The sequence below is a fragment of the Blautia sp. MSK17_66 genome, assembly GCF_020538025.1.
Classification (GTDB): Bacteria; Bacillota; Clostridia; order Lachnospirales; family Lachnospiraceae; genus Blautia_A.
The window spans coordinates 22149-35603 of sequence record NZ_JAJBNQ010000033.1 but is presented as its reverse complement, the minus strand read 5'-3'; the positions used below and the strand labels follow the sequence as shown (position 1 = coordinate 35603).

Annotated in this window: 14 protein-coding genes and 1 pseudogene; 9 read left to right on the top strand and 6 right to left on the bottom strand. The window is 41.2% G+C overall.

Annotated features, from left to right (window positions below):
* The 4 genes from LIR34_RS15650 to LIR34_RS15635 all read left to right on the top strand — a co-directional run.
* The coding region (locus LIR34_RS15650; protein ID WP_244092368.1) for a DUF6034 family protein at positions 1–447 on the top strand (447 nt) is incomplete at its 5' end.
* A 110-nt stretch (positions 448–557) separates the two neighbouring features.
* A complete protein-coding gene (locus LIR34_RS15645; protein WP_161286137.1) occupies positions 558–1097 on the top strand; it encodes an RNA polymerase sigma factor in 540 nt (179 codons plus the stop codon).
* Positions 1091–2197, top strand: coding sequence for a DUF4179 domain-containing protein (locus LIR34_RS15640; RefSeq protein ID WP_161286136.1), 1107 nt, complete (start codon positions 1091–1093; stop codon positions 2195–2197). The genes LIR34_RS15645 and LIR34_RS15640 overlap by 7 nt, the downstream gene beginning before the upstream one ends.
* A gap of 223 nt (positions 2198–2420) precedes the next feature.
* On the top strand, positions 2421–2651 hold the full coding sequence (locus LIR34_RS15635) for a FadR/GntR family transcriptional regulator (RefSeq protein WP_227240316.1): 231 nt from the start codon (positions 2421–2423) through the stop codon (positions 2649–2651).
* A gap of 289 nt (positions 2652–2940) precedes the next feature.
* On the opposite strand, the gene LIR34_RS15625 is transcribed toward LIR34_RS15635, so the two are convergent.
* Complete coding sequence (locus LIR34_RS15625; protein WP_227240315.1) at positions 2941–3774, bottom strand: MurR/RpiR family transcriptional regulator; 834 nt, start codon at positions 3772–3774, stop codon at positions 2941–2943.
* 264 nt (positions 3775–4038) lie between these two features.
* Between LIR34_RS15625 and LIR34_RS15620 the strand changes: the two genes are divergently transcribed.
* The 5 genes and pseudogenes from LIR34_RS15620 to LIR34_RS18010 form a co-directional block, all read left to right on the top strand.
* Entirely contained in the window at positions 4039–5463 is a 1425-nt protein-coding gene (locus LIR34_RS15620; RefSeq protein ID WP_022380032.1) for a serine hydrolase domain-containing protein, read from the top strand.
* A gap of 12 nt (positions 5464–5475) precedes the next feature.
* Positions 5476–6762 carry a GntP family permease gene (locus LIR34_RS15615; protein WP_161286135.1) on the top strand — a complete coding sequence of 429 codons (1287 nt, stop codon included), beginning with the start codon at positions 5476–5478 and terminating at the stop codon, positions 6760–6762.
* Positions 6763–7024: 262 nt separating this feature from the next.
* Positions 7025–7189 carry a hypothetical protein gene (locus tag LIR34_RS15605; protein ID WP_227240314.1) on the top strand — a complete coding sequence of 55 codons (165 nt, stop codon included), beginning with the start codon at positions 7025–7027 and terminating at the stop codon, positions 7187–7189.
* 97 nt (positions 7190–7286) lie between these two features.
* The gene (locus tag LIR34_RS15600; RefSeq protein ID WP_173903229.1) at positions 7287–8462 is read left to right on the top strand and encodes an NAD(P)-dependent malic enzyme; all 1176 of its coding nucleotides are present in this window, start codon (positions 7287–7289) and stop codon (positions 8460–8462) included.
* Between the two features lie 62 nt (positions 8463–8524).
* Positions 8525–8629, top strand: a pseudogene (locus tag LIR34_RS18010) (amidase); the annotation flags it as partial.
* 127 nt (positions 8630–8756) lie between these two features.
* Here the strand turns inward: LIR34_RS18010 and LIR34_RS15590 are convergent.
* From LIR34_RS15590 to LIR34_RS15570, 5 genes are all read right to left on the bottom strand, one after another.
* Positions 8757–9383 carry a lactate utilization protein gene (locus tag LIR34_RS15590; RefSeq protein WP_173903228.1) on the bottom strand — a complete coding sequence of 209 codons (627 nt, stop codon included), beginning with the start codon at positions 9381–9383 and terminating at the stop codon, positions 8757–8759.
* A 76-nt stretch (positions 9384–9459) separates the two neighbouring features.
* Positions 9460–10320, bottom strand: a complete 861-nt coding sequence (locus tag LIR34_RS15585; RefSeq protein WP_173903227.1) for a TylF/MycF/NovP-related O-methyltransferase — start codon at positions 10318–10320, stop codon at positions 9460–9462.
* On the bottom strand, positions 10317–11342 hold the full coding sequence (locus tag LIR34_RS15580) for an XdhC family protein (protein WP_173903226.1): 1026 nt from the start codon (positions 11340–11342) through the stop codon (positions 10317–10319). The genes LIR34_RS15585 and LIR34_RS15580 overlap by 4 nt, the downstream gene beginning before the upstream one ends.
* Positions 11343–11372: 30 nt before the next feature.
* Entirely contained in the window at positions 11373–12446 is a 1074-nt protein-coding gene (locus LIR34_RS15575) for a histidine phosphatase family protein (RefSeq protein WP_173903225.1), read from the bottom strand.
* Entirely contained in the window at positions 12439–13368 is a 930-nt protein-coding gene (locus LIR34_RS15570) for an NTP transferase domain-containing protein (RefSeq protein WP_173903224.1), read from the bottom strand. Before LIR34_RS15570 ends, LIR34_RS15575 begins: the two co-directional genes overlap by 8 nt.
* Positions 13369–13455 lie beyond the last annotated feature (87 nt).

Below are 13455 nucleotides of genomic sequence, written 5' to 3'. Positions count from 1 at the left end.
GAAGCATCGAATGCTTCCGATGAGAGGCTGTTCTTACTTCCTTTTGATGAGGTCAGGGATATATTTGAAAAAACGATCACTTTGCAGGTCATGACAGAAGACAGGAATCGGATGATCTCTGTCGATGGAGGAAGCCACTACCGTTATCCGTCCATTGATGCACAGAGTGCGCAGATAACCATAACAAAGGTACAGCTGGGTTATATGCACATGCCAGACAGTGAAGGCAGCGATACCGAAGCAGTCCTGATCCCGGTGTGGGATTTTTATGGAACCTGGACATCCAAAGAGCCAGAGTATGAGTACGGAAATGGGGCGGATGGACTGGTCATGGGAGACGTGACGATGGATGATGCAGGTGTTTCACTCCTTACTATCGATGCACGTGATGGCAGCGTGATACAAAGAGTACAGGCTGGGTGGGCAGTTTCTACAGGAAACAACTAAATATTTATAAAAATCTGCTATTACGAGAACCAATTTGCCTGTATATGCATCTAATTAGTGTAAAACAAAAATGTATATAGATCCGGCCGGACAGAAGGAGAAAACATATTATGACAAAAGATGCATTTATCAGGGAGGTTCGGGATGCAGAAGCCATGCTGTATCATATATCAAAGTCCATTCTGAAGAATGACTCTGATTGTGGGGATGCTGTGCAGGAAACAATTCTTAAGGCATATGAAAAACTTCCCACCTTAAAGAAAGAAAAATATTTCCGAACATGGATCACAAGGATTTTGATCAATGAATGCAGGGGGATTCTTCGGAAAAGAAAAAATGTTATTCCATATGAAGAATATATGGACAATATGAGGCTGACTGAGGAGGACAGCTACAGTCATTTATATATGGCGATTATGGAGCTTCCGGAGGAGTTGAGGATTTTGGTAACATTGTATTATTTAGAAGGATTTTCACAGAAAGAGATCAGTGAGGCCCTGGATATTCCAGATGGAACGATCAAAAGCAGACTTTCACGTGCAAGAGAGTTTTTGAAGGTGCAGTTATCTGAAGAAGAGAAAAGACCGGCAACTGAGAAAAACAGCAAACGATCAAAGAGAATAACAGGAAAGGGGAAAATGTCATGTTAGAGAATAAATGGGATAACATCGCACCAGAAGTACCACAGGATTTTCATAATAAATTTGAAGAGACACTGAGACAGATTGAGCAGGCGGATACGGTAGATAAAAAATACAAAAGAAAAAGAATCAGTGGCCGATTATTGATTGTTGCAGCAGTGATCTGTACAGGCATGGGAGTAACGGTGGCTGCAAAAGAGTTCTTTAAATGGAATGACCATTTGTTAAAAAGACTGGAACCATCTGAAAAGCAGCAGGAGACACTGCAGGAATCAACTTATATTCAGAATATAGACCAGTCTGTAACGCAGAATGGAGTGACTGTTACCCTGACAGATTCTGTTCAGGATCAGGGATTCCTGTATGCTTTTTTTGAAGTGAAAACAGATGACAATATTTCTATGACTGATAATACTTCTTTTGAGGAGATGACACATTTTAAGATCGATGGAAAAGAAGTCTATGCAGATGATGACAACAGATTTGGAAGCCTGAGTACAGGTGTAAGTCAGGACAATCTGCTGAACTATGATCAGGATTCGGCACATTCTAAATATTTTACAGCAGGGATTTCTTATGACAGTGATTATGATCTGAGTAATAAAACCGTAGAAATTACATTAAAGAATCTTACGGAGGAAGGAGATTATGATAAGACTGTTATTACAGATGGAACATGGGATTTTAAATGGACCTTGGGTGCAGTAAAGCCTCCGATAACTCTGGAAGTGAACCGGAAATGTGATTTTGGAGGTTATGAAATCACAGTGAAAAAAATGGAAGTAACGCCCCTTTTATGGTCATTATATCTTGATTATGATGAGGCTATGAAGGTGTATGAAGATGAGAAAAACAAATTTGAGTACGCAGGTACGGACTATGGCATGGATCTTTATGACAGAACTAATATTGACCAGGTGCGTTATAAAGATGGAACGGTTTTAACACTTGACCCGACTATGGGAGGAATCGCCGGCGGTGGAGAAAAACAGGATAAGGAAAATGGTGTCCTGATCATCAGAAACAGCTTTCCACAACTGGTAGATATAGATAACTTGCAGGCGGTACATTTTGGGAACATTGACCAGTGGCTTGAAGTGCGGGAGTAGGAATGCAGATAGGGTGGAGAAAAGTTACTGTTCGCTCCGTTCACAGCAATTTGATCAAAATCCATTCCACTTGCTGTAAATTGTCATGAATGCTATATTATTAGAAGAAATAACTGTCATACTGTACAGTTGTATCCAAAATAAACTGTATGGGAAAGACAGTGAAAAAATGATACCGCCTGTAAGAATATACGGACGGAAATGGGATTCGGAGGCATAGAGTATGTTTAAAGAAATTAGAGATGAACGGGCTTTCAACGGGATTTTAAATCAGATTATAGAGAACATTCAGAATGGCAGTCTCAAAGCGGGAGCTACCCTTCCGGCGGAGCGGACAATGGCGGAGACCATGGGAGTGTCCAGACCGGCAGTCAGAGAAGCTTTGAGAGCACTGGAATTGTTGGGAATAATCAACCTTTGCATAGGAACATGCATAATAAAATACATTCAGTGATTTCTCCGTTATTCCGGATAAAAAATGCTGATACAGAAACCGGATGGAATGTGCAGATTCTAAGGTCAGTATGGATAATATCAGCAGAAATAAGGTATCTGCTGTCGGAACAGAAAAAGTTTCAAAATAAATCAAAAAATATTGATGAAGTCTACCAATCAGTGTTTTTTCGTTGTATAATGTTTTTGTCGTACAGGGTCACTTTCCTTTGTAATGTTTTGGGTCAAATTCATTATACATCAGAAAGTCCTGTACGATATTTTTTTATGAAAAAGTTGTAAAGTGGTGTTTACTCATAATACATATCAAAATCCCGATAGGTATCTTCATATTGTTTTAAACGTTCTACTATCATATCTTTTCGCTCATCATGGATTTTAGATATAATCGCATCAAATAAGCAATACATACAAATAGGTGAACTAAATCCCATACTGTCTTTTACCGGAGCAGCAAGAATTGTATAATCGGAAATATTAAAAAAAGGAGAGGAAACACTGTCTGTAATGGAGACAAGGGTTGCACCCATTTTTTTTGCAGAATCCGCATAACGATACGTCCATTTGGTATATCTGGCAAATGCTATGCTGATGACAACAGTTTTATCTGTGATATGATTTAATAAATCAAAACGAGGATCGTAAAATTCTTGGATAATGTGAGTATTACCAAGTAAAAGGTTCAGACGATTCCCAAACCAGTTGGCAGCATGATAAGAAGAGCGTGCTCCGGTTACCAGAATATGATCTGCATTCAGAAGAGCTTCTACGGTCTTGTCCAGAAGCTCTTCATCTATATGTGAGATCCAGTCTTGCAGTGCCTGCATTTCTCTGGAAAAAACTTTCTGATAAAATGTCTGATTTTGAATTTGTCCCTCTACATTGCGCTGCGGTACAGAAAGAATTTCTTCACGAAGTTTTTGCTGCATGGCAGAAAAACTGTCAAAGCCAAGAGAATAAGCAAAACGAATAACAGTTGTTTCACTGACAGAAATATCCTTACTGAGTTTAGCTAGTGTTGCATAGCTGAATTCATCTTTATTATTTAAAATATATTCTGCAACTTTTCGTTGTCCTGCTGATAGTGAAGGGATTTTTTCATAGATTAGTTGATCCAGACTCATTGTAACCTCCATAAATAAAATATCATATGACAAGTATAGCAAAAAAATTTTTTTTATTCAATGGAGAATGTTATAATTCGAAAAAGAATCAAATGATTCATAAGTAAAAGCAAATAAATTGTTTAATTCTACCAAAACAGAACATTAATTTTTGACGATTCTATCAATTGTTTCTAGAAACAACTTGTGATAGTATAGTAGTAAATACTTCACGTGGATGTTTGAAAAGAATTTAATACAATATATTAAAAGAAGGAGCACAAAATGATAAAAAATAAACCAGAAGCCTATGGAATATCTTCAGATAATCTGTTGTGTATGGTACAGGAACTGGAGACATTTGTCGAAGATATTCATTCTATATCTGTAGTATGCGATAACGATGTGATTTTTTCAAAATGCATTCAACCATATACGGAAGAACCTATGCAGATGCTTCATTCATTTTCGAAAAGTATGAACAGTATTGCAGTAGGGATTGCAATCGACGAGGGAAAATTACATCTGGATGATCTGGTGATAGATTATTTTAAAGAGTATTTGCCGGAAGAATATGATAAACGAATCGATCAGCTGACAGTTCGTAATCTGTTAACAATGGCAGCAAATTCCTGCAGATTAAGCACCTGTTTTCGTGGAGTGACAGATTCCTGGATCACACATTATTTTACATATAAATTACCCCATGATCCGGGAACTGTCTTTCAGTATGATACAGGAGCAAGCTATATGTTGTCTTCACTGGTTACAAAAACCATGCATAAAAATGTGCTTGCACTGATGAAGGAACGTGTTTTGAAACCAATGGGTATTACCGATATCGAATGGCTGGAAAGCCCAGAAGGCAATACAGTCGGAGGATGGGGGTTGTATTTGAAAACACCTGACATCGCGAAAATTGCAATATTACTTGCCAATATGGGAAAATGGAACGGAAAAACACTTATTCCGGAAGAATATCTTAAAGAAGCAACCAGAAAACAGATTGATACTCCCGAAGAAAAATATCCAGTCTGTGGATACGGATATCAGTATTGGATCACTGCTGATCATTCCTTCGGCGTTTATGGAGCTTTCGGAAATGTGATCGTGGTTAATCCAGAGAAAAAACTGGCAGTTGCAATCACAGCAGGAGCAAGTGATAAAAATGGAAATCCGAACCGTCTGATTAGCAAAATCGTAAATGAAAAGTTGTTTATACCGACAGAGAGAGGAACATTGGAAACAGATGTAGATGGAGAGAAAAAACTGAAAAAATATCTGGATGACCTGTGTCTTCCATATCCGGAAGGAGCAAAAAATTCCTGCTTGGAAGGAAAATGGTTTGATAAAACACTCTCCTTTGAAGAAAATGACCGGAAAATTCAAAGCATAGAGATTAATAGAAAAACAGAAAATGAACTGCTGATTAATTTTCACCTGAAGGACAGGCTGGTAAGTGTAGAGGCTGGATTTGAAAACTGGATTACACAGGAAGCTGTATTTGATGATCCGCATCATTTTCTTAATAGCTTTTCTTATGCATTCAAAGATGATAAGACATTGGTGATAAAGCAGTACTGGTTAAATATGTCAGGTTACGATATCTATACGCTGCATTTCCAGGATGACAGTGTAAACGGAATGATTATCACAAGCGTAAAACTTGGCGGAGCTGTACCGATTGAACTTTCAGGAAACATACAGTAGGGGGATAAAACTATGGATATGAGTTTATTGGGAATTATTGTTGCACTTGTTGTGTTGATTATTATTTGCTATCGTAAATTTAACCCAGTTGTGGGAACATTAATATGTGTTGCAATTTTGGCAATATTCAGTGGTTTGTCTGTGTTGGATACAATTACAGATACATATTTTACAGGATTTTCTGATTTCCTAAAGAATAACTTTTTGCTTTTTGCAACCGGAACCGTATTTGCATCTTTGATGGAAGGATCCGGAGCTGCAGCAGCATTTGCAAAAATGATCTATTCTAAAGTGGGTGGACGTGGAGCAATTTATGGTTGTATGCTTGCAGTGCTGATCTTAGGATATATAGGTGTGAATGGATGGGCATTGATGTTTATCGCTTATCCGATCTTCCTGTGCGTATTTAAACAGGAAAATCTGCCAAGATGGTTGATTCCGGGTGTTATTTATACTTCTCTGGCGTATAACAGTTCTATGTTCCCGGGTTCTCCTTCTATATTGAATGTGCTTCCAACACAGTATCTTGGTACAGATACTATGGCAGCTTCCGGCCTTGGTATTGCAACTGGTATCTTCTGCAGTATTCTGTGTGTTATTTATCTGGAGTATGAATTCAGAAAAGCAAAGAAAAATAATGACGGATTTGTAATTACACCTGATATTGCAGAAAAAATGAAAGCATTTGAAGAATTGGAGACTGTAAAACCATGGAGATCTGTGGTTCCGATGATTCTGTTATTTGTTCTGTTAAATGTATTTAAGGTAAATGTAAATATTGCAATTATTTTAGCTTCTTTCTGTTGTGTGATTTTATACTGGAATACTACTCCGAAAAAACTGAATTTGATCGATGACGGTGTAAAACGTGCCAGCATGGTAATTATGAATACTGCAGCAGTTGTTGGATTTGGTTATGTTGTTAAATCAACTGTGGGATTCCAGAATCTGATAGATATGTTGTCAAACCTTGGTGGAAACCCACTGATTTCTTTTGCAAGTGCTACCACATTAATCGCTGGAGCAACTGGTTCCGGTTCTGGTGGTATCGGAATCGCTATGGAAGTATTTGCACAAAAATATATGGACTTGGGAGTAAATCCTGCAGTTTTACACCGTATAGCTGCAATTGCATGCAATGGTCTGGATACACTGCCGCATAACAGTATGGTGATTACCTGCTTGGCTGCTTGTGGTATGACACATAAAGAAAGCTACAAACCGATATTTATCACATCTGTATGTATTACATTAATTGGACTGGCATTTGCAGTATTTCTTGGAATTGCATTTTATTAAGAAGTAACAGATTACTATAGAGTATGTAAAAGAGTCATTAAAATTCCACAGAGAGTGGAAAGGTAAGATAGAGGTAGTAGCGACTGTTCCTGCGCAAATGAGGATGATTTGTCTCTTGCATATCACAACCTTATCTGAAGATACAAAAAGATGTGAAGCAGAGTTATGAACTAATCCGATGTCACAATCTCTGTCTGGTTGTAACTGATGGAAGTGTAGTGTTGGGGCTTGGAGATATCGATCCGGAATCTGTCATGGATTTATGGCAATCGATCCAGCTGCATTCGGTGATCCTCAGGCAATCCGCAGACACTTTTCAGAATACCTGGAAGCTAATCTGTGTGGATATCTCAAACTTGACTTTGATAAATATTTTGACGGATATGAGCTTCCAAAAGACAGCAAATTTTTTACCGGTAATTATTAATAGATTAGAAGATTGCTGGGACGGAGTGAACAACAACAATAGAAGAGCCGGATGATACGGTTTCACAAAATTTAAGATACCAGGGAGGACAATAAAAATGGATTATGCAAAAGAATCTTTAAGACTGCATGGAGAATGGAAAGGTAAGATCGAGGTTGTTACCAGAGTACCTGTTGAGAATAAGGATGATCTGTCACTTGCCTATACACCAGGTGTTGCACAGCCTTGTCTCGAAATCCAGAAGGATGTGGATAAATCTTATGATCTTACCAGAAGATGGAACATGTGTCTGGTAGTAACTGACGGCTCAGCAGTTCTTGGACTTGGAAACATCGGACCAGAGGCCGGAATGCCGGTAATGGAAGGAAAATGTGTACTTTTCAAAGCGTTTGGCGATGTAGATGCATTCCCTCTTTGCATCAAGAGCAATGATGTGGATGAGATCGTTAATACAATTTATCTGATCTCAGGTTCTTTTGGCGGAGTAAATCTGGAAGATATTTCTGCTCCGAGATGTTTTGAGATTGAGAAAAAACTGAAAGAAAAATGTGATATTCCGATCTTCCATGACGATCAGCATGGTACAGCAATCATCACTCTTGCTGGTCTGACCAACGCACTGAAGGTTGTAGGAAAGAAAAAAGAAAATGTTCGTATCGTTATGAACGGAGCAGGAGCTGCTGCAATCTCTATTGCACGTCTCCTTCTGACAGCAGGATTCAAAGATATCACCCTCTGCGACAGAAAGGGTGCAATCTATGAGGGACGTCCGGAAGGTATGAATCCGGTCAAGGATGAAATGGCTAAAGTTACCAATCTGGCTAAAAAATCCGGTTCTCTTGCAGATATGCTGGTTGGCGCAGATGTATTTATCGGTGTTTCCGCACCGGGTGCTGTTACAACAGAGATGGTTAAGACCATGAACAAGGATGCAGTTGTTTTTGCATGTGCAAACCCGATTCCGGAAATCTTCCCGGATGACGCAAAGGCAGGCGGAGCAAAAGTTGTTTCTACAGGAAGAAGTGACTTCCCGAACCAGATCAACAACGTACTTGCTTTCCCGGGAATCTTCCGCGGTGCATTTGATGTGAGAGCAAAAGAAATCAATGACGAAATGAAACTGGCTGCGGCTGAAGCACTTGCAGGCCTGATCACAGATGAGGAACTTTCTTCGGAGTATATCATTCCGAAGGCATTCGATAAGCGAGTAGGACCGGCTGTTGCAAAGGCTGTTGCTGAGGCAGCAAAGAGAACCGGCGTAGCCCGTATTTGAAAAATATACATACAATTTAATAATCAAGATAGACAATTTTCCCCGGCATAACTTATAATAGGGTTCCGATTATAGTAGATGCTGCATGTTGTGCAGGGGTGACACCGGAAAGTCATGAGACTGCACTGAAGGCCATGAAAGTGTGCCAGATAGATATTGTCAGATGAAATAAATTGCCAAAAGATATGGAATAAGGAAAAGCAGAAGGCATACTGTATAATATGTCAAAGTCTATAAAGAAGCCGGAAAATCAGTAATGAAAAACTGATTTTCCGGCTTCTTGTAGTTTTCAAATCAATATCCAAGTGTGTCGTTAACGAGGATCACGTGGATTCTGTCGGTATGTCTGGAGAATCTGGTGATCAGGAACTGGCAGCAGATAGTATCCATGGATTTGCAGTCAAAGCATTTGCCTATTTCTCTGCATGGGATATTTAAGTCAAATCTCTGGGCATTTACAGGTGCAGCTACGTTTCTCGCACGTTTCATGGCACTGTCCAGATCGGAACAGACTTTGTTGATGCCTACAATAAATACGACTTTTCTTGGTCCCTGAGCGATGCAGGAAACGCGGTTGGAATTTCCGTCAATATTTACCAGAATACCATCGTTGGTAACGGCATTTGCACTTGAGAGAAAAATATCTGCATCGTATGCTGCCATAAGGCTTTCGCGAGGGCTCATTTTTGAACGGTCCAGATAGTTATAATTACCCTTCTCCAGAGCCTCAACAAGACCGATCTCCCTGGCACTGACGCATCCGCCCATAGCGATGGTGCTCTCTTCCGGAATCAGTTCCAAAGCCTGCTTCAGCGCATCTTCTTTGTTTGCTGCATAATAACCGGACATGTTACGGGATTCCAGTCCCTTGATCACTGTCTTTGCCAGATATTCATTTCTTTTCATTATGTTTGTATCCATGATTTGTACCTCCGATTCTGAAATTTCTACTGGTATTTTTACTGTAGCAGATGTATTTTGTACTGTCAAGAAAGCGTTATATCTTCCGAAGTATTGCACTTCCATGCAGATCACATACAGGATTCGCGAAGAGATGGTTTTTCTGACAGAATTCATCAACGGCTTTTTTGCAGCCGGAGAACTGTGTGCTGTACACATCGTGGATCAGGAGAACTCCACCTGTGGACAGACGTTCATAAAACAGTGGAAGCGCAGCGGCAGTCGGAGCGTAGAGGTCCGCATCCAGAGATACGAAACAGAAAGTCACATCTGTGACATCGGCAAAAGTATCCGGAAACCACCCTTTATGGATCACAGCACGTGCAGGATCTGGCATAATATGAAGAACAGAGTCAACATCTGTGGAGGAGAAATCTCCAGTTCTGGCGCGGGACAGATCACAGGAGGTTTCAATTGCCACATCCTTTTCAGAAAATCCCTCAAACGTATCAAAAAGATGAATTCTGCGATCCGGGAAGGCTGCACTGATCAGGGCAGAAAACTCGCCCTGAAAAACACCCAGTTCAGCAACATCGCCCGGAATATTCAGCTGATAGATCTGCTCTGCTAAGAGACGCATGACAGCATTCCGTGCATCAAACATACGGAGGGCAGAGGGGTCACGAAACGGTCCGTGATAGCCTGCGTTTTCCATTTGTTTTTTCATAGAGTTCTGCCGTTCCTCATCCAGTACACCCAGGATGACCAGATCCGGAAGAAGTGCGGAAGCTTCATCCGGAGAACGGACAGGAATACCTCCAATATATTGTCCATGTTTCCGGGAATCATTATCAGCAAAGCACAAAAGTTTACAGGAGCTGCCAAGAAGTCTTGCAGTCATCTGTCCGATCTGTCCGGCACCAAAGATTACAGTTCGGAATACAGGTTTTGTCATCATTTTGCAGCGGCCTTTCTGTCAGCACGGACCTCGATCATCTGTCCTGTGATGGATATGGCGATTTCGGCCGGTGTTTCTGCCTTGATCTCAAGTCCTACAGGAGAGATGATACGCTCTAAATCCCGTTCATCAATACCGTATTCTTCAACGAGGCGACGAAATACAAAGGCTTTTTTGGCACGGCTTCCAATAACGCCTATATAGCATGCTGGTGTGGCAAGAAGCTGTGCCTGCACGATCGTATCATAGGCATGACCGCGTGTCATGACGCAGCAATAATCCGCGTCTGTGATAGAAATGCTCTGATCCAGATGGTTAAAATCACAGAGAATCGTTTCTGCTGCATCCGGGAAAAGAGCGGGATCCGTAAATTCCGGGCGGTCGTCCAGAACGACACAGCGGAACTCAACACTTGCAAGTATCGGTACAAGCTTCTGTGAAACATGCCCGCCGCCAAATACATAGACAGTTCCGGAGGTCCCTATCTGTTCAGAAAACAGATCATATTCTTCACTGCGATGACGACACGGCCGTACTGACAGAGAAGATAATATAGAGGAAGGAACAGCAGCATTTCCGATCAGTCCGTATGCAGAATTGTAAAGACCGATACCGGAAACAGTACGGAGGTCGCAGATCAGCCAGAAGTCCTTTCGTTCTTCATATAATTTTTCGGCAGTTACTGCAATCTCCATAATGATCGGATCCTTATGATCCAGATACTGGAAAAAGACCGTAACATCTCCACCGCAGATCATGCCGATATTCTCAACATCCTCATGATTCAGTTTGAACTCATGTTCACAGGATTCCTTTTTTTCGAGAATATCCAGTGCCATAAGTCCGGCACGGTATTCCACCGAACCGCCGCCGATGGTTCCGGCAACTCTACCATTTTGTCCGATCAGCATATGGGAACCGGCACCTCTGGGTGTGGATCCTGATGAAGCTATGATGGAAACAAGTACAAGGTCGTTTCCTTCCAGAAATTGTTGTCTTATTGTCTGAAATAATATTCTCATATAAGAAAGCACCTCCTGTAATGTGAGTTGTCAAAGTGTTATATGACAGATGGATTCTATCATATCCTGAAGTTTAAATGCCTGCTTTAACCGGCGTTCATGAGACCTGAGAGCTTCGGGAGTTTTGCACTTATGCAGATTATCTGCGAATCGTTTTTCTATTGATACACGCTGTGTTTCTTCAATCAGCTTGTCTGCCAGAAATACAATGGCTGATTCGTCAAGCTTCGTCTCCTTTAATTCATGATGCTGTGAGATGATCTGAGCGATCTCTGGATAGCCCAATTGTAAAAAAAGATCACCGCCTGTCCTGGTATGATGTTTCTGAAGTCTGGCAATATCATGAAGAAGTGCACCGGAGCGGATGAGCTTCTGATCAAAATGATGTCCATGAGCTTCTAATTCATCACATAAATGGCAGGCCAGCTCAGTAACTGCATCACTGTGAACCTGCACATGAGACGGGAGAGAGACAGCATCACGAAGTATATAACATAGTCTATCACTCAATACAGGATGAGGCAATATGTAACCCGACTCAGATAAGGCAGCATTTCCTTTCTCATCTACTCTCAGATGATAATAAGAACCACATGGAAGACGGAAGTGCTGTCTGGTATTTGTTCCTGGATGAAGCATATATAGATAAGAAGAAATCACATCCGTATGAGCGATGATCGCAATGTTGCCCTCAGATGAACGCAGGATTTTCTGAACTGCCTGTGAAAAGCGCGTACCGGATGCAAAAGGAGTTTCTGCTCCTGGAATCGGATGGTCAGGATCATTTCCCCGGGCTTCATAAATATCCGGCCATTTCCTGCGTATAGTATCAAAAGAAAGTCCATCCCATTCTCCAAGACTTCTTTCTGCTAAATCAGAGACAGGCAGATGTGGGAGTTCGGCTGCTATATGTCCGGCTGTCTCGGCAGCTCTTGCCAAAGGACTGTAGTATACCCGGGATATCCTGTCGGACAGTTCTTCGTGAAGAAGGACAGCCTGCAAATGTCCAAGCATGGATAAGGCAAGATCAGTCTGCCCGATACAGTAGGAATGTTCATCCGGGTATTGTGGTTTTCCGTGTCGTATCAGATAAAGATCACGCATTAAAAAATCCTCTGAAACAGTTTTCAAATATTTTTTCTGAACAGTTACGAGTTTCTTCCGAAAAACGAGCATATCGTTTCAGAAATTCTTCACCGTACGGAGTCAGTTCGCTGTGACTTCCGTTTACACCGCCCTGGCTTCTGCTGACCAGTGGTTTATGGAGCTGTGATTCCAAGGTACGGATCAGGTTCCAGCTGGTGGAGTAGGAAATGTGCATGTGCTCACAGGCATCACGGACAGATCCTGTTTCCTGGATCAGTGTGAGAAGAGAATAAAGCTGCTCATCAAAGAATACTTTTTCCCGTGCCAGCTGAATATGTATTTCTGAACGGATGAGACTCTGGTTATGGGTGCGAAGAAGTTCAGCATAATCCTCCGGTGTATCAGCATCGTGAATGATACCCGGATCATCTACATTCAGGAAGTACATGGGTGTTCCACATTTTCCTACAGCACCTTCAAGCCCTGAGCTGCCGTCATCACTTAAGATGGAATCAATAAGTGTGGAACGGATCAGAAGCGGATGGCCGGGATTACCGTCACAGACCGGAGTTACAAGGGGATAACCCAGCGAGAGCATCTGCGTGACTGTCCGGGCCGTAAACAGTGGAACATCTACAGGCGTAAAGAGTACCGTGTCAACTTTATCTTTCAGATATTCCAGTCCGATTCGGACAGAATCAAACATATGAGTTGATGCATAGTCTTCATTTCGAAGAAAGATCACATTATTGGAAGCAAGGTGACGTTCCAGAACATCTGCCCTATATCCTGTCACCACAACTATTTTAGAGATTCCGGCCTGCCGGAAATTGTTGATCACGCGCTGTGCAATGGAAATAGATCCAAGCTGAAGCATGGGTTTAAAGTCTCCCATTCGCGAGGATTTCCCCGCGGCAACGATGAGTGCACCTGTCTGCATGACTGTCACCTCCTTGAAGATGTTGTGTAAAATTAATAATATTATACCATATAAAACAGAAAAAATAGTGAAAATTTCAAATAAAAT